We start from the raw sequence: 16,682 nt of genomic DNA, 5'->3' as shown, positions 1-16,682 counted from the left end.
CGCGGGCGTTCGGGGCGAGGCTGACGGGTGTTAGCCGCCGCGGCGCATCATTTCGAAGAATTCGGAATTGCTCTTCGTCTGGCGAATCTTGTCGAGCAGGAATTCCATCGCTTCGACTTCGTCCATGTCGTGGATGAACTTGCGCAGCACCCAGATCTTCTGAAGGATATCCGGCTTGATGAGCAGTTCTTCGCGACGCGTGCCCGACTTGTTGAGGTTGATCGACGGGTAGACGCGCTTTTCCGCGAGACGGCGTTCGAGGTGCACTTCCATGTTGCCGGTGCCCTTGAATTCTTCGTAGATCACGTCGTCCATACGGCTGCCGGTTTCGATAAGCGCCGTGCCGATGATCGTGAGCGAGCCGCCTTCCTCGATGTTGCGCGCCGCGCCGAAGAAGCGCTTCGGACGCTGCAGCGCGTTGGCGTCGACACCGCCCGTGAGCACCTTGCCCGAGGCCGGTACGACCGTGTTGTACGCACGGGCAAGACGCGTGATCGAATCGAGCAGGATCACGACGTCATGCTTCATTTCGACGAGGCGCTTGGCCTTTTCGATGACCATTTCCGCCACTTGCACGTGGCGCGCAGCCGGTTCGTCGAAGGTCGAGGCGATCACTTCGCCTGCCACCGAACGCTGCATTTCGGTCACTTCTTCCGGACGCTCGTCGATGAGCAGCACGAACAGCACGACATCGGGATGGTTCTGCTTGATGGCGTGCGCGATGTGCTGAAGCATCACGGTCTTGCCCGACTTGGGCGAGGCGACGAGCAGGCCGCGCTGGCCTTTGCCGATGGGCGCGATCATGTCGATGATGCGGCCCGTCACGTTCTCCTCGCCGCGCATCTCACGCTCGAGCAGCAGCACCTTGTTCGGGTGCAGCGGCGTGAGATTCTCGAACATGATCTTGTGCTTCGAGGCCTCGGGCGGCTGGCCGTTGACCTTGTCCACCTTCACGAGCGCGAAGTAGCGTTCGCCGTCCTTGGGCGTGCGGACTTCGCCTTCGATCGTGTCGCCGGTGTGCAGGTTGAAGCGGCGGATCTGCGACGGGCTGATATAGATATCGTCCGTGCTCGCGAGATACGACGTTTCCGGCGAGCGCAGGAATCCGAAGCCGTCCGGGAGCACTTCGAGCGTGCCGTCACCGAAGATCGTTTCGCCAGTCTTGGCGCGCCTTTTTAAAATCGCGAACATCAGTTCCTGCTTGCGCAGGCGGTTCGCACTTTCGATCTCGAGGCCATTGGCCATCTCGATCAATTCGGAGACATGCAGAGACTTAAGCTCGGAAAGATGCATACGGAGAACCCGTCGGGGAGGACTGCGACGAAAAGAGGTCTGGGGGAAAGAAGCGAGCGGAACCGCTCTAGGACTTTATATGGCGCCGGATAGACGCGTTATGAATTCTAGCATAGCACACGCCAAAAGCTGCCAGTGTTGGGAGCCAGCGTGTTTTTGCGGTGCGTGTTGTCGTCGGACAACACGCACCGTTATTTCATCGCCGCCAGCACGCGGGTCCGTTGAGAGGAAATACGCGGCGCGGCGGGTAGGGGGAATTACAGGTGGCTGTCCAGGAACGCGGTCAGTTGCGACTTGGAGAGTGCGCCGACCTTTTGCGCGGCGACAGCGCCGTTCTTGAAGAGGATCAGCGTCGGGATGCCGCGCACGCCGAACTTCACCGGCGTCGACTGGTGTTCGTCGACATTGATCTTCGCGATTTGCAGGCGATCGCCGTAATCCTTCGCGACTTCATCGAGAATCGGCGCGATCATCTTGCACGGGCCGCACCATTCGGCCCAGAAGTCCAGCAAAACGGGTTTGTCAGATTTCACGACGTCCTGTTCGAACGATGCGTCGCTGATGTGCTTGATTTGTTCGCTCATTGTATGAATACCTCTTTCGAATCGAGGCTGACTGAATTGCTCGCCACGATACACCAAAACTGAAAACTTATCCGGGGCCACCAGAACGGCATGCCCGATCCGCGCGGACCCCGCACGGGCCTCACACGCCGTTGTGCACGGCGCAGCCCATTGCCGACGCCAGTGTAGCCTAAATCCCTATGCATTGCCGACGGCGATAGTGCGTATGCATGCCGCAGCGGTCCGGCCTCGCGGGGCATGCCCGGCGGGCTTTTTTCGGCCTGTGCGCAAGGACTGCGCTCGATCAATGCGCGCGTCGCGATCGCGCTCTTTATAAAGGTCGGCGCGGTTGCCCGCACAGCGATATTGCGGCGCGCCGCGTTGGTGCCGCTGATCCTGCCGCCTTTTACTGCACCAGCGCGCGCGGTGCGACTTTTCGGATGAGGGTTCGCATTGCAGCGCAACCAATGCTAGAATGCGCCGTGACGGGCCTCCTCGCATGGAGGGGCGGTCAACCTGGTCAGGTCGGGAACGAAGCAGCCACAGCCGTTTTCCGCCAGTGCCGAGGGTCAGGCTCGTCACCTTCAACTTTCTTCCTGCTGTTCTCCAGTCCGCCACTTCGTTACCTCGTCGTTTCCCGTTCGAGTTACTCTTGGTTTTGCCGCGTCCGGCACGGCTTTGGCAGCGCTTGCGTGATCGTCGGTGGTCAGCATTTCGATGGCGAGATTTGCATGCGCGTCAGCAACCGGTTCCGTCTCTTTCGCAGCACTCGCGCGTGCCGTGCCTGGGCGCCGCGGGCTGTGCGTTTGCGCCTTGCCGAATCACCTGTTCGCGCAGGCGATGCTGATACAATTTCCCGATGACCTATCAAGTTCTCGCACGCAAGTGGCGACCGAAGGACTTCGCTTCGCTCGTCGGACAGGAGCACGTGGTGCGCGCGCTCACGCATGCACTCGACGGCGGCCGCCTGCATCACGCGTACCTCTTCACAGGCACGCGCGGCGTGGGCAAAACGACGCTGTCGCGCATCTTCGCCAAGGCACTCAACTGCGAGACCGGCGTGACATCGAAGCCGTGCGGCGTGTGCCGCGCGTGCCGGGAGATCGATGAAGGCCGCTTCGTCGACTACGTCGAAATGGACGCGGCGAGCAATCGCGGCGTCGACGAAATGGCCGCGCTGCTCGAGCGCGCCGTCTATGCACCGGTGGATGCGCGCTTCAAGGTCTACATGATCGACGAAGTGCACATGCTGACGAACCACGCCTTCAACGCGATGCTGAAGACGCTGGAAGAGCCGCCGCCGCACGTCAAGTTCATTCTCGCGACCACCGATCCGCAGAAAATTCCGGTCACGGTGCTGTCGCGCTGCCTGCAGTTCAATCTGAAGCAGATGCCCGCGGCGAACATCGTCGAGCATCTGACGCATATCCTCGGCGAAGAGAAGGTCGAATTCGAGCCGCAGGCGCTGCGTCTGCTCGCCCGCGCCGCCGACGGCTCGATGCGCGACGCGCTCTCGTTGACCGACCAGGCGATCGCCTATTCCGCGAATCAGGTGACCGAGGAGGCCGTGCGCGGCATGCTTGGCGCGCTCGATCAAAGCTATCTGATCCGCCTGATCGACGCGCTTGTCGCGAGCGACGGCGCGGCCGTACTCGCGATCGCAGACGAAATGGCATTGCGCAGCCTGTCGTTTTCGACGGCGCTGCAGGATCTCGCAAGTCTCTTTCACCGTATTGCGTGGGCGCAGTTCGCGCCGGCGTCGGTGCTTGAAGAGTGGCCGGAAGCGGCGGATCTGCGCCGCTTCGCCGCCGAACTCTCGCCTGAGCAGGTTCAACTGTTCTATCAGATCGCGACGCTTGGACGCAGCGAGCTGGGACTCGCGCCCGACGAATACGCGGGTTTCACGATGACCCTGCTGCGCATGCTTGCATTCGAGCCGTCGACGGGCGCGGGCAATGTCGGCAGTGCGCCGGCGTCGAAGCCTGCAGCGGCGAGTTCCGGGGCGAGGGCGGCTGCGCCTGCACTGGCGAACTCCGCCTCCAGCGCTGCGGCACAAGCACCTCGTCCGGCTGCGGTGGTGCAATCCGCTGCACCGCGGGCGCTCCCGGTGGAAGCGGACAAACCCGCGGCTGTGCCGAACGCCGATGAAGTTGGCGTAGCGGCGACGCCCACTGCTCCGCGCGTCATGCCGCCGTGGGAATCGGCTGACGAGGGGCAAACTGAGGCGCAGGCCGAGGTGCAATCTGAGATTCAAACCGGCGCGCCGGACGCGTCATCCGAAATTCGGAACGAGGCGCCTGTGGCGGCGACAACGCCAGTCGAGGCAAAACCGGCCGAGCCCGAACAGCAAGCCGAGCCCGATGCGGCAGCGAGCGCGGCCGAGGCATCCGGTGTGCGTGGCGGCGCAAGCGCGGCACTCGATGTACTGCGCAGCAAGGGCATGCGCGTATCGGCCGATCGCGGTAGCCGCGCCGCGGCCAGCGCACCCGCTGCCGCGCCCAGATCCGCCGCGCCGCGCGCCGAGGTAAAGGTGCCGACGCCGGACCCCGCCCGCCGCGCTGCCGCCGCGCAGGAAGCGCAGCAGCGTCAGCCGGCCCGTGACGCGAGCGCCCAGGACGCCGCCTCGGCGCCGCCATGGGACGACATTCCGCCCGACGACTACGTGCCCCTCGGCGCCGACGACGCTTATTTCGCATCGCCCGACGACGGCTTCGTGCCGGCATACGACAGCGAACCGGCAGCACAGCGCACCGCCGCGCCTGCGGCGGCCGTCGTGGATGTCAGCAAGCTGCCGGCGGGCATTGCGCTCGACGCGATCGGCTTCACGGGCGACTGGCCCGCGCTTGCCGCGACGCTGCCGCTCAAGGGCATCTCGTACCAGCTCGCATTCAATAGTGAACTGACCGCACTGGACGGCGCGGTGCTCAAGCTGAGCGTGCCGGTGCCGCAGTACGCGGAAGCCTCGCAGGTCGCGAAACTGAAGGCGGCGCTTGCCGAGCGGCTCGGCAAGGATGTGGACGTTGCGGTGGTGGTAGGCCCCGCGCGCCGCACGGCTGCCGCGCTCGACGCGGCCGCGCGCGCCGGGCGTCAACGTGACGCCGAACGCGAGATCGGCGCGGACCCGTTCGTCCAGCAACTGATTCGAGACTTCGGCGCGAGCATCGTGCCGGGTTCGATTCGCCCCGTCGCGCTCGACGCGGCGCCGGGCAGCGGCCAGGCCGCCCATTGATTTGCGGCGCGCGGCGCCACATGTGCCGTGCGCTTTTCCGAATACAAACGATCCAGAAGGAGTCACGATCATGATGAAAGGTCAAATAGCCGGGCTGATGAAGCAGGCCCAGCAGATGCAGGAAAACATGAAGAAGATGCAGGAGCAGCTTGCCCAGATCGAGGTCGAGGGTCAGGCGGGCGCCGGTCTGGTCAAGGTGACGATGACGTGCCGCAACGACGTGCGCCGCGTGACGATCGACCCGAGCCTGCTCGCGGACGACAAGGACATGCTCGAAGACCTCGTCGCAGCGGCGTTCAACGACGCAGTGCGCAAGGCCGAAGCCACGTCGCAGGAAAAGATGGGCGGCATGACCGCCGGTCTGCCGCTGCCCCCGGGCTTCAAGCTGCCGTTCTGATGCCGTACAGGCGGGTCGCGCGCGTTTGCGCCGCGGCCCGTTTTTCACAGGGCCGCGCCATGCGTCGTTCGCCCTGTTCGCCCAGTTTGCGGCTTCACGCCGCAAGATCCATCGATTCGCCACGCTGAATCCGCATGAAACAACCTTCCGCCCTGGCAGCGCTTGTCGAGGCGCTGCGCGCGTTGCCCGGCGTCGGGCCGAAGTCGGCGCAGCGCATGGCCTATCACCTGATGCAGCACGACCGTGAAGGTGCCGAAAAACTCGGCCGGGCGCTCATGTTCGCCACCGAGCACCTGAAACACTGCGAGAAGTGCAACACGTTCACCGAAGCTCAGGTCTGCGAAACGTGTCTCGACGAGGAGCGCGATCCCACGCTGCTGTGCGTCGTCGAAACACCCGCCGACCAGATCATGCTCGAACAGACCATGACATGGCACGGCCTGTATTTCGTGCTGATGGGGCATTTGAGTCCGCTCGACGGCATCGGCCCCAAAGAGATCCATTTTGACCGCCTCGTGAAGCGGGCCTCGGACGGCATCGTCAAGGAAGTCGTGCTCGCAACCAACTTCACGAACGAAGGCGAAGCCACCGCGCACTACCTCGGCCAGGCGCTGAAGGCGCGCGGCCTGAGCGTCACGCGCCTCGCGCGCGGCGTGCCGGTGGGCGGCGAACTCGAATACGTCGACGCGGGCACGATCGCGCGCGCGATGATCGACCGACGCTCGATGTAACCCGAGAATATTGCCGCACGCGCCGAGCGTCGCGCAGCGCGCATCGAAGCAAGCAAGGAGACCCATGAGCGCAGCCACATCCCCCGAATCCGCGTCCCGCGAGCGTGCCGCCGGCCCGCTCGCAGGCGTGAAAGTGCTCGAACTCGGCACGCTGATCGCGGGCCCGTTCGCCGCGCGGTTTCTCGGCGAGTTCGGCGCCGAGGTCATCAAGATCGAAGACCCGAAGGGCGGCGATCCGCTGCGCAAGTGGCGCAAGCTCTATCCCGAAGCGGGCGGCACTTCGCTTTGGTGGGCCGTGCAGGCGCGCAACAAGAAGTCCGTGACGGTGAACCTGAAGGCCGAGGAGGGCAAGGAGATCGTCCGCCGCCTCGCGAAAGAAGCCGACATCGTCATCGAGAATTTCCGGCCCGGTTTGCTTGAAAAGCTCGGCCTCGGTTACGACGTGCTGTCGAAAGAAAATCCCGGTCTTGTGATGGTGCGTTTGTCCGGCTATGGGCAAAGCGGTCCGTATCGGGATCGTCCGGGTTTTGGCGCGATTGCCGAGTCGATGGGCGGCTTGCGTCACATCACCGGCTACCCGGACCTGCCGCCGCCGCGCATCGGCATTTCCATCGGCGATTCGATTGCCGCGCTGCATGGCGTGATCGGCGCGCTGATGGCGCTGCATCACCGCAATGTGAACGGCGGCAGCGGGCAGATCGTCGATGTCGCGCTCTATGAAGCCGTCTTCAACATGATGGAAAGCGTGGTGCCGGAATACGGCGTCTACGGCATGGTGCGCGAACGCACCGGCGCCTCGCTGCCGGGCATCGTGCCGTCGAACACGTACCCGTGCAAGGACGGTAGCATCGTGATCGGCGGCAATAGCGACCCGATTTTCAAGCGTCTCATGAGCGCCATCGACCGCGACGATCTCGCCAACGATCCGGGCCTCGCGCATAACGACGGCCGCGTGCCGCGCACGCAGGAGATCGACGGCGCGATTGCCGCATGGCTTTCGACGCGCACGATCGACGAAGCGCTCGACGTGCTCAACGCCGCCGATGTGCCGGTGGGGCGCATTTACAGCGTCGCCGACATGTTCACGGATCCCCAGTTCATGGCGCGCCAGATGATCCAGCAGTTCCGCTGGCAAGACAAGGTCGACGTCGCGCTGCCCGCGGTCACGCCGAAGCTCTCCGCCACGCCTGGCGATACGCGCTGGCTGGGCCCTGAACTCGGCGAACATACTGACGAAGTTCTCCGTGCGCTGGGGTACGACGCAGACCATATTGCCCGGTTGCGCGCGCAACAGATCGTCTGAGTCGATAGACGAATCGCACAAACGAATCGCACAAACAAACAGCGCGCCTCGGCGCGCTGTTCGCATTCCGGCAGCGCGCGAAACGCTCAGGGCTCGATTACGATCTTGCCCGCCACCTGCCGGGAAGCCATGTCCTTGAGCGCCTGAGCGGTCTCGGCGAGTGCGTAGCGCTTCGAGACATACGGCCGGAGCAAGCCCTTGTTGATCCAGTCGACCATCTGGGCGAACGCTGCCGCGTTGTTCTGCGGTTCGCGACGCGCGTATTCCCCCCAGAACACGCCGACAATGCTCGCGCCCTTGAGCAGCGCGAGATTGAGCGGCAGCTTCGGAATTTCGCCGTTGGCGAAGCCGACGACCAGATAGCGGCCGCGCCAGCCGATGCTGCGAAACGCGGGTTCCGCGTAGATGCCGCCGACCGGATCGTAGATCACGTCCGGGCCTTTGCCGTCGGTGAGCGCCTTCACACGCTCACGCAGATCTTCGGTGCTGTAGTTGATGGTGGCGTCCGCGCCGAAGCGCTTGCAGATATCGAGCTTTTCGTCGCTCGATGCCGCGGCGATCACGCGTGCACCGAGCACCTTGCCGATCTCGACGGCGGCAAGTCCCACGCCGCCTGCCGCGCCCAGCACGAGCATGGTCTCGCCGGCGCGCAGCGCCGCGCGGTCGACCACCGCATGATGCGACGTGCCGTAGGCGAGCGTGAACGAGGCGGCCGTCGCGAAATCGGCGCCATCGGGCAGCGGAACGCAGGCGGCTTCATTCGCCACGACCTGCTCGGCAAAGCCACCGGTACCCACGTAAGCGATCACGCACGCACCCGGCGCAAGTTTCACGCCCGCGCCCGCGGCACGCACGACGCCTGCGACCTCGGCGCCCGGCGTGAAGGGCAGCGGCGGCTTCATCTGATACTTGTTTTCGATGATGAGCACGTCGGGAAAATTGACGGCGGCCGCTTTCACGTCGATGACGACCTCGCCCGCACCGGGTGTCAGGTCGGGCAACGTTTCGAGCGAGAGGGAGTCGGGTGGACCGTACTGGTTGCAGCGAATGGCGCGCATCGTGTCTCCTGTGTGCTGTCGCGTCGTTTATGAAATCGTGACGAACGGACAGTGTACGGCAATCCGGTGATATTCGAACGATCGTGCGATTCGGCACCGGGTTCGAAATCGGCACGAACGCGTGCCGCAGACGACGTGCCGTGCTCCCGCCCGCCCTCGCGCGGCCCGGCCAGCGGGCTTGCCGGGCTGTCGCTCGCGTGCCTTCTTTCCTCGGTTACAATCGCCGGATGCGAATACTACTCAGCAACGACGACGGTTATCTCGCCCCCGGACTCGCCGCTCTCTACGAAGCGCTCAAGCCGCTCGGCGAGGTCACGGTGATGGCGCCCGAGCAGAACTGCAGCGCCGCTTCGAACTCGCTTACGCTGTGGCGGCCGCTATCGGTGCTGCGCTCGGCGACGACCGGTTTCTACTACGTGAACGGCACGCCCACCGACTCCGTTCATATCGCACTCACGGGCATGCTCGAAGAGCGGCCCGATCTCGTGGTCTCCGGCATCAACAACGGCCAGAACATGGGCGAGGACACGCTCTATTCGGGCACGGTGGCCGCCGCAACCGAAGGCATCATGTTCGGCGTGCCGGCGATCGCGTTCTCGCTCGCCGACAAGGACTGGGCGCATCTCGATTCCGCCGCGCGCGTCGCAGCCGAGATCGTCGCGCATTACCTCGCGAATCCGTTGCAGGGGCATCCGCTTCTGAACGTCAACATTCCGAACCTGCCGTACGCCGAACTTGGCGAATGGCACGTGACGCGCCTCGGCAAGCGCCATCCCTCGCAGCCGGTGATCCAGCAGACCAACCCGCGCGGCGAGCCGATCTACTGGATCGGCCCATCCGGCACCGCGCGCGACGCGAGCGAGGGCACGGATTTTCACGCGGTGTCGCACGGCCACGTGTCGATTACGCCGCTGCAACTCGACCTGACTCACACGCAGATGTTGTCCGAGACGCGCGCATGGGCGCGTCAGGGCGGCCGCGCTTCATGACCGGGGAGCGCACCAGGCGTTTTCCGCTCGGGCTCGCGGATCTTGTGCGCGAACCGCGCCGCCGTGACGGCCAGGATTCGCGTGGCGGCGAAGCGCGCGCACCGCTCGGTGGCGCGGGCAAGGCGGGCACGGCAGTGGCCAAACCCGCGGCTAAACCTGTGGCCAAACCCGCGGTGCCGCACGTGAGCGGCGGCGTCGGCACGAGCAAGCCGGGGCAGGCGCCTGGCGCAGGACTCAAGCGTCCGGTGAGCAGCAAGCCAGCTGCGCTGGCACGCCCAAGCGATGTGCGCGGCAGCGATGCCGCGCCGCGCGCCGTACCAACGCGTTCCAATGCCGTGCAGCGCACCCATGGCACACACGGCGCACCCGGCACCCCCGCCACGCCGGCATCCGGCGCGCCAGGTGTGCCGCTCAACGGTGCGGTTGCCTTGACGTCGGAACGGGTTCGCGAGCGCATGGTCGAAAGGCTGCGTGCGAACGGCATCGTCGATGCGCGCGTGCTTCAGGCGCTTGCGGGCGTGCCGCGCCACATGTTCGTCGATCCTGGTCTTGCGACCCAGGCCTACGAAGATGCGGCGTTGCCGATCGGTCATCAGCAGACGATCTCGAAGCCCTCGGTCGTCGCGCGCATGCTCGAACTCGCGGGCGCGGGGCGTGCGCTCGATCGTGTGCTCGAGATCGGCACGGGCTGTGGTTATCAAGCGGCGGTGCTGAGCTGCATCGCACGCGATGTTTATTCGATTGAACGCATCAAGCCGTTGTACGAGCGCGCGAAGACGAATCTTCGTCCGCTGCGCATCCCCAACATTCGCCTGCACTACGGCGACGGACGGCTCGGCATGCCGTCGGCGGCGCCGTTCGACGCGATCGTGATCGCGGCCGCCGGCTTCGAGGTGCCGCAGGCGCTGCTCGAGCAGCTCGCCATCGGCGGGCGGCTCGTGGCGCCTGTCGCATCGCCCGCAGGAGCCGGTGGCGAGGCGACCCAGGTGCTGACGCTCGTCGAGCGTACGGGCCCGGCGCAGTGGCGGGAATCGCGGCTTGATCGCGTTTTCTTTGTCCCTTTAAAATCCGGAGTGATCTGAAACCGATGAGTATGTTGCGCGCGATGCAAAGAAACCGTCTGAAGATCGATCTGACCGTAGCCCAGCGCGGCGCAGCAGCCGTCGCGCTCTGCGTGTTGACAGCCTGTGCGACGCGGTTCGATCAGGCACCTGTGGTCGACCGCACTGCGCCGCTCGGCGCAGCCGCCGCCCAGCCCGCCGTGCCGCTTGGGCCGCCGCCTCCTGGCTACTATCGGGTGAAGCCGGGCGATACCCTCTACAGGATCGCGCTCGAAAACGGCCAGAATTACCGCGACATCGCCGCGTGGAACAATCTCACTAACCCGAACCAGATCGAAGTCGACCAGTTGTTGCGCGTCGTGCCGCCGGGTGCGAATGCCGCCGCAATGACGCCGGGTGTCATCACGGCGCCTGTGCCGGGCGGCAGCGCGCAGAACGTGCCGCCGGTCTACGGTGCGGGCGCGAACGCCGCGCCGGCTCCCGCTGCGCCGATGGGCAGCGCGAACGACGCCGCCATGCCGTCAGCCAGCATCGCGCTGGGCTGGCCGGTGCGCGGGCCGCTGCTCAATGGCTTCGATGACGCGAAGAACAAAGGCATCAATATCGGCGGCGCATCGGGCGATGCGGTCAAGGCCGCCGCCGACGGAAGGGTGGTATATGCCGGAAATGGGCTGCGCGGTTACGGCAATCTCATTATCATCAAGCATGACGCCACCTTTTTGACGGCGTATGCACACAACCGCGCTTTGATGGTAAAAGAGGGAGATGCAGTCACCAAAGGTCAGAAGATCGCCGAAATGGGAAATAGTGATTCGGACCGCGTGATGCTGCATTTCGAAGTCCGCCGTCAGGGCAAACCCGTCGACCCACTGAAGTACTTGCCGCCGCAATAAAGCGAGCCGACCATGCCGAAACCGAAGCGCCGTCTGCAGCAAACCGAGTCTGACAGCCAAGCCGCCCCGGTTTCGGTTGAGGACAGCGCTGCGCCTGGCGACGACGAGGCGCAGTCCGAACTCGAACAGTCGCACGATTTCGACGAGCGCGAAGGTTCCTCCGATGAGGAGGGCAACAACCGCGAGACCGCCGAGCCCGCGGCCGACGCCGACGACTTTCGCGCGCTCCTGCAGGCCGAACTCACGGCCGACACCATCCAGCATTATCTGAACCGGATCAGCGTGAAGCCGCTGCTCACCGTCGAGGAGGAGCAGCGCTACTCGCGTCTTGCGAAGGCCGGCGAGTTCGAGGCGCGCCAGGTCATGATCGAGCGGAATCTGCGGCTCGTGGTCAGCATTGCAAAAGGTTATCTGAATCGCGGCGTGCCGCTGCTCGATCTGATCGAGGAGGGCAACCTGGGCCTCATGCACGCGATAGAAAAATTCGATCCGGCGCGCGGCTTTCGCTTCTCGACGTATGCAACGTGGTGGATCCGCCAGAGCATCGAGCGCGCGATCATGAATCAGGCGCGTACGGTCCGCTTGCCGGTGCATGTGATCCGCGAACTGAACCAGGTGCTGCGCGCGAAGCGCCATCTGGAGAAGAATTCGCTGAATGCCAATACCGCGTCCGAGCGGCGCGACGCGAGCATCGACGACATCGCGTACCTCACAGGCAAGACCACCGAGGAAGTCACCGATATCCTCGCGCTCAACGAACACACGGCGTCGCTCGACGCGCCCCTCGATCTCGATCCTGCGAGCAGCCTGCTCGATCTGCTCTCCGACGATCAGAGCCAGTCGCCCGATGCGGAAGTGCAGCATCGCGAACTGGAAACGCTGACGCGCGCGTGGCTCGGGCGGCTCTCGGACAAGCATCGGCACGTGATCGAGCGCCGCTTCGGACTGAACCATATCGAGCCCGCGACGCTCGAAGAACTCGCCGACGAAATGGGCCTGACCCGTGAGCGCGTGCGGCAGATCCAGCAGGAAGCGCTGGTGCGCCTCAAGCGCTTTTTTGCCTCCAACGGCGTGCGTAAGGACGCCGTCCTGTAAATTCCGCCGTTCAACCCGCCGTTTGACTGAATGACACCTGTTCTTGTATTCGACATCGAGACGATTCCCGATGTCGACGGCATTCGCCGTCTCGACGATCTTCCCGCAACGCTCACCGACGCCGAAGTGGCCGAGCATGCGTTCGCCGCGCGCCGCGAGAAAACCGGCAGCGATTTTCTCCCGCACCATCTGCAACGCATCGCGGCGATTTCCTGCGTGTTCCGTGATGGCCAGGGTTTTCGCGTACGCTCGCTCGGCACGCCCGAGGACGGCGAAGCCGCGCTGATCCAGTCGTTCTACCGGACTATCGAGAAGTACACGCCGCAGCTCGTCTCGTGGAACGGCGGCGGGTTCGATCTGCCCGTGCTGCACTATCGCGCGCTCGTGCACGGCATTCGCGCGTCGCGCTACTGGGACCTCGGCGAAGACGACCGCGACTTCAAGTGGAACAACTACATCAGCCGCTATCACTCGCGTCACACCGATCTGATGGACGTGCTCGCGATGTATCAGGCGCGCGCGAACGCGCCGCTCGACGCGCTCGCGAAGCTCTGCGGCTTTCCGGGCAAGCTCGGGATGGACGGCAGCCAGGTGTGGACGGCGTTCCGCGACGGGCGCATCGAGGAAATCCGCAACTACTGCGAAACGGACGTGGTCAACACGTATCTGCTCTTTTGCCGTTTCCAGTTGATGCGCGGCGGCTTTAGCGAGCGCGAATACGAAGACGAAATCACGCACGTCAAGAATGCGCTCGCCATGGAGCCCGCGCCGCACTGGGCGGAGTATCTCGCGGCGTTCGGCGCCTGAGCGGCGCTCAGGCGTGTTTCAGTTTCAGTCGAATTCCAGCACGATCGGCTGATGGTCCGACGCTTGCGTCGCGCTGTCGATCTCGCAGTGCCGCAGCCGCCCGAGCAGGTTCTCCGTCACGAAAACGAAATCGCACGCAAGCGGACCGGACGACCATTGCACGGTGTCGTAGACACCCGCGGTCGGCGGCGGTGCCGCGCCCGGATGCAGCGCAATCCACGCATCGACGAAGGCAGGGCTGTCGGCGATCGGCTCCAGCATGCGTGCGTACGCTTCGCTGGACCACGCGCTGTTGAAATCGCCGCAGAGGATGGCGCTCGCGGGCCGCGCCGTCGGCGCGAACGGGCCGGTGTCGTTTTCGGCGGGCGCAGGGTGCGCTGCGTGTTGGGCAGCTTCCTGCTGCAGGCGGCGCAATTCGTCCACCTGGGCGAGCCGCTGGCGCAGCGAGTAGTACTCCAGATGCGTGACCAGCACGCGTAGCGCGCCGCCCGGCGTGTCGAGCACCGCTTCGAGCGCAACGCGCTGCATCGAAGGTGCAGCCGGATCGGCGGGCCAGGGCAGCAAGTGGCGAAACACTTGTGCGACAGGCAAGCGCGTTGCGATGGCGTTGCCGAACTGGCGGCGCGGCGCGCGCGGCGTGTCGTGCGGGGCAGGAAGATCGGCGCCGATTCCCTCGATGATCGTAAACCCGGGCAGCAACGCCCCGAGTTCGGCGAATTGATCGCTTCCCGGGTTGCCCGGCAGTGCGCCAAAACCGCGTGTGATTTCCTGCAGGCACAGCACGTCGAAATCGGCGAGCCGCCGCGCTTCGCGCACGGTGCGCGCGAGGTCGACGACGCCCGCTGCGTCACGGCCCCACTGTACGTTCCAGCTGAGCAGTTTCATCGGCTATCCAGTGGTGGACCGATACTGCTTCACTGTAGCCGAACGGCAGGCTTCATCAAGCCCGCCACATCGACTGTTATCCGCGGTTAGCAACTGTTAGCGCAGGCGTCCCCGGCAATTGGCGCGTTCGGTTCTGGCGACGCGTTGCTGGTCGTCGAAATAGACCGCGAGCGGTACGTTATTGTCCTCGCCGATCGCATACTGGAAGCAGGCATGGCCGTTGTCGTCGTATTGGCTGTCGGGCGGCCCGATGCGAGTCATGAGCTCGGTCTGCGTGAGGCCCGGCTTGACAGTGGCGATAACTTTCTCGGGTTTGACGCCCGTGCACGCGGCGAGGGCGAGAAGCGCGGCCATCGCGGCGGCACTGGAAAAATGCTTGCTCAATTCGACTCCAGTAAAAAGAGTGGGGCCTCAAGGATTTGATTCGCTCGCGCCATCGTCCATTGGATTACGCTAAAACGCAGTGCCGCACGATCGCCTGGCCGGTGAGCGCGAGCGACGCCGGCTCAATTGAAATTCAGGGAAAACCAGGTGCGCGGCGATTCGCGGTGCGCTCAAGCACGAAGGACGCCATTGCAGGCGCGAAATAGCGGTCGCTATGGTAATTGATCTTCGGTGCGATTCGGTGTTGTTGTATCGCAAGATCGTGCGAAATGTTCGCCTTCGCCACCGTCGATGAAACGTCTTTCAACCGCGCACGCGGCGTGACAGCACAGCGCGCGGGTTTCGGAGCGGCCTGTCGAAGGCGTCGGCCTGGACTTCGTCTACAATTTCGCCTTCGCCCCTATCTTACCCACTGTCAGTCAGGAATCCGCTGGTGTCTCAAGCTGCCCCCGATCCTCAAACCGAATCCCTCCACGCCGCAGCCGCACCGGAAACCGTTGCTGCCCCCACGACCCCCGCAAAGCGCTCGAAGCGCGAGCGCCGGGCCGAACGGCGTGCCGCCACGGAAGCCTCGGTGCTTCATGCCCCGATTCTGGAGATCGTGTCGCTCGACATGGAGGCGCGCGGTGTGGGCCGCACTGTCACCGAGACCGGCGAACCGGGCAAGGTGATTTTCGTCGAGGGCGCGCTGCCCGGCGAGCGTGTGACCTATTCGAGCTACCGCAAAAAGCCGAGCTTCGAGCAGGCGACGGTGGTGGACGTGCTTCGCGAGAGCGCGATCCGCACGAAGCCGCAATGCCAGTTCTTCGGCACCTGCGGCGGCTGCTCGATGCAGCATCTCGACGTGCGCGCGCAGATCGCGGTCAAGCAGCGCGTGCTCGAAGACAACCTCGCGCACCTCTCGAAGGTGCGCGCCGAATCGATGTTCCGGCCGATTCACGGCCCGTCGTGGGGCTACCGCTACCGCGCGCGTCTCACCGTGCGCAACGTGCCGAAGAAGGGTGGCGTGCTGGTCGGTTTCCACGAGAAGAAGAGCAGCTACGTCGCCGACATGACGAGCTGCGAGGTGCTGCCGCCGAACGTCTCGGCCATGCTGGTGCCGCTGCGCGCGCTGGTCGAAGGGCTGTCGATCCGCGATCGTTTGCCGCAGATCGAACTGGCGGTCGGTCAGAGCGTGACGGCGCTCGTGCTGCGCATCCTGGAGCCGCTCACGGCCGCCGACGAAGCGCTGCTGCGCACCTTCGCCGACGCGCACAACGTGCAGTTCTGGCTGCAGCCGAAGGGCCCCGACACGGTCTTCCCGTTCTATCCCCTCGACGCCCAGCTCGACTACACGCTGCCCGAATTCGATATCCGGATGCCGTTCAAGCCGACGGACTTCACGCAGGTCAATCACCAGATCAACCGCGTGCTGGTCGGCCGTGCGTTGCGTCTGCTCGCGCCGGAGCCGGGCGATCGCGTGCTCGATCTGTTCTGCGGCATCGGCAACTTCACGCTGCCGCTCGCGCGGCTCGCGCGCGAAGTCGTGGGGATCGAAGGCAGCGAAACGCTGACCGCACGCGCGCTCGATAACGCACGCGCGAACGGCGTGGACGGTCACACGTCGTTTGCATGCCGCAATCTGTTCGAAGTGACCGCCGACGACATGCGCGCGCTTGGCGCGTTCGACAAATTCCTCGTCGATCCGCCGCGCGAGGGCGCGCTGGCCGTGTCGAGGGCGCTTGCGGACATGGCGCAGAGCGGCGAAGGCGTGCTGCCGAAGCGCATCGTCTACGTGTCGTGCAACCCGGCGACGCTCGCGCGCGACGCGGGCCTGCTCGTGCACGAAGCCGGTTACCGGCTCAAGGGCGCGGGCGTGGTGAACATGTTCCCGCACACGTCGCACGTCGAGTCGATTGCGTTGTTCGAGCGGGACTGAGTACAGGAACTTGCGCTGCTGCGGCCCTGCCCAGCGGCGTAAGGCGAAAAAAATCCCGCACATGTGCGGGATTTTT

At 64.8% G+C, this 16,682-nt stretch carries 16 protein-coding genes and 1 other RNA gene; 12 read left to right on the top strand and 5 right to left on the bottom strand.

Going from position 1 to position 16,682, the window contains the following annotated elements; all coding sequences use genetic code 11:
* Nucleotides 1-30: 30 nt before the first annotated feature.
* Both rho and trxA read right to left on the bottom strand, forming a co-directional pair.
* On the bottom strand, nucleotides 31-1,293 hold the full coding sequence (gene rho / locus Q0L30_RS10685; protein ID WP_293035914.1) for a transcription termination factor Rho: 1,263 nt from the start codon (nucleotides 1,291-1,293) through the stop codon (nucleotides 31-33).
* Nucleotides 1,294-1,550: 257 nt separating this feature from the next.
* Nucleotides 1,551-1,877 carry a thioredoxin TrxA gene (gene trxA / locus Q0L30_RS10680; RefSeq protein WP_027797264.1) on the bottom strand — a complete coding sequence of 109 codons (327 nt, stop codon included), beginning with the start codon at nucleotides 1,875-1,877 and terminating at the stop codon, nucleotides 1,551-1,553.
* A gap of 237 nt (nucleotides 1,878-2,114) precedes the next feature.
* Here trxA and Q0L30_RS10675 point away from each other — a divergent pair, with 237 nt between their 5' ends.
* The 6 genes from Q0L30_RS10675 (at nucleotide 2,115) to Q0L30_RS10650 (ending at nucleotide 7,516) form a co-directional block, all read left to right on the top strand.
* Complete coding sequence (locus Q0L30_RS10675) at nucleotides 2,115-2,300, top strand: hypothetical protein (RefSeq protein WP_296654699.1); 186 nt, start codon at nucleotides 2,115-2,117, stop codon at nucleotides 2,298-2,300.
* A 40-nt stretch (nucleotides 2,301-2,340) separates the two neighbouring features.
* Nucleotides 2,341-2,439: signal recognition particle sRNA small type (ffs, locus tag Q0L30_RS10670), an RNA gene on the top strand.
* Between the two features lie 276 nt (nucleotides 2,440-2,715).
* A complete protein-coding gene (locus Q0L30_RS10665; protein WP_296654697.1) occupies nucleotides 2,716-5,085 on the top strand; it encodes a DNA polymerase III subunit gamma/tau in 2,370 nt (789 codons plus the stop codon).
* 70 nt (nucleotides 5,086-5,155) lie between these two features.
* Nucleotides 5,156-5,482: a YbaB/EbfC family nucleoid-associated protein gene (locus Q0L30_RS10660; RefSeq protein ID WP_296654695.1), complete on the top strand. Its 327-nt coding sequence runs from the start codon at nucleotides 5,156-5,158 to the stop codon at nucleotides 5,480-5,482.
* A 134-nt stretch (nucleotides 5,483-5,616) separates the two neighbouring features.
* Nucleotides 5,617-6,213: a recombination mediator RecR gene (gene recR / locus Q0L30_RS10655; RefSeq protein ID WP_296654694.1), complete on the top strand. Its 597-nt coding sequence runs from the start codon at nucleotides 5,617-5,619 to the stop codon at nucleotides 6,211-6,213.
* A gap of 64 nt (nucleotides 6,214-6,277) precedes the next feature.
* Nucleotides 6,278-7,516 (top strand): CaiB/BaiF CoA-transferase family protein, encoded by a 1,239-nt coding sequence (locus tag Q0L30_RS10650; RefSeq protein ID WP_296654692.1) that lies wholly within the window; start codon nucleotides 6,278-6,280, stop codon nucleotides 7,514-7,516.
* An 86-nt stretch (nucleotides 7,517-7,602) separates the two neighbouring features.
* Here the strand turns inward: Q0L30_RS10650 and Q0L30_RS10645 are convergent, their stop codons facing one another.
* Complete coding sequence (locus Q0L30_RS10645; protein ID WP_296654690.1) at nucleotides 7,603-8,574, bottom strand: NADPH:quinone oxidoreductase family protein; 972 nt, start codon at nucleotides 8,572-8,574, stop codon at nucleotides 7,603-7,605.
* 227 nt (nucleotides 8,575-8,801) lie between these two features.
* Here Q0L30_RS10645 and surE point away from each other — a divergent pair, with 227 nt between their 5' ends.
* The 5 genes from surE to Q0L30_RS10620 are packed head-to-tail and all read left to right on the top strand — an operon-like array spanning nucleotide 8,802 to nucleotide 13,419.
* Nucleotides 8,802-9,563 carry a 5'/3'-nucleotidase SurE gene (gene surE / locus Q0L30_RS10640; RefSeq protein ID WP_296654689.1) on the top strand — a complete coding sequence of 254 codons (762 nt, stop codon included), beginning with the start codon at nucleotides 8,802-8,804 and terminating at the stop codon, nucleotides 9,561-9,563.
* Complete coding sequence (locus tag Q0L30_RS10635; RefSeq protein WP_296654687.1) at nucleotides 9,560-10,645, top strand: protein-L-isoaspartate(D-aspartate) O-methyltransferase; 1,086 nt, start codon at nucleotides 9,560-9,562, stop codon at nucleotides 10,643-10,645. The genes surE and Q0L30_RS10635 overlap by 4 nt, the downstream gene beginning before the upstream one ends.
* Before the next feature lie 5 nt (nucleotides 10,646-10,650).
* Nucleotides 10,651-11,517 carry a peptidoglycan DD-metalloendopeptidase family protein gene (locus Q0L30_RS10630; protein WP_296654686.1) on the top strand — a complete coding sequence of 289 codons (867 nt, stop codon included), beginning with the start codon at nucleotides 10,651-10,653 and terminating at the stop codon, nucleotides 11,515-11,517.
* A gap of 12 nt (nucleotides 11,518-11,529) precedes the next feature.
* Complete coding sequence (rpoS, locus tag Q0L30_RS10625) at nucleotides 11,530-12,612, top strand: RNA polymerase sigma factor RpoS (RefSeq protein WP_296654684.1); 1,083 nt, start codon at nucleotides 11,530-11,532, stop codon at nucleotides 12,610-12,612.
* Between the two features lie 30 nt (nucleotides 12,613-12,642).
* Nucleotides 12,643-13,419, top strand: coding sequence for a 3'-5' exonuclease (locus Q0L30_RS10620; protein WP_296654683.1), 777 nt, complete (start codon nucleotides 12,643-12,645; stop codon nucleotides 13,417-13,419).
* Between the two features lie 24 nt (nucleotides 13,420-13,443).
* Here Q0L30_RS10620 and Q0L30_RS10615 read toward each other — a convergent pair whose 3' ends face one another.
* Together Q0L30_RS10615 and Q0L30_RS10610 are read right to left on the bottom strand one after the other, a co-directional pair.
* Nucleotides 13,444-14,304 (bottom strand): endonuclease/exonuclease/phosphatase family protein, encoded by an 861-nt coding sequence (locus tag Q0L30_RS10615; protein ID WP_296654681.1) that lies wholly within the window; start codon nucleotides 14,302-14,304, stop codon nucleotides 13,444-13,446.
* 96 nt (nucleotides 14,305-14,400) lie between these two features.
* Entirely contained in the window at nucleotides 14,401-14,688 is a 288-nt protein-coding gene (locus tag Q0L30_RS10610) for a hypothetical protein (protein WP_296654679.1), read from the bottom strand.
* Between the two features lie 574 nt (nucleotides 14,689-15,262).
* Here Q0L30_RS10610 and rlmD point away from each other — a divergent pair.
* Nucleotides 15,263-16,606, top strand: coding sequence for a 23S rRNA (uracil(1939)-C(5))-methyltransferase RlmD (rlmD, locus tag Q0L30_RS10605; protein ID WP_296654757.1), 1,344 nt, complete (start codon nucleotides 15,263-15,265; stop codon nucleotides 16,604-16,606).
* Nucleotides 16,607-16,682: the final 76 nt, after the last annotated feature.

Source organism: Paraburkholderia sp., from assembly GCF_024281035.1.
Taxonomy (GTDB): domain Bacteria; phylum Pseudomonadota; class Gammaproteobacteria; order Burkholderiales; family Burkholderiaceae; genus Paraburkholderia.
This window is presented reverse-complemented; position numbering and strand designations above follow the sequence as displayed.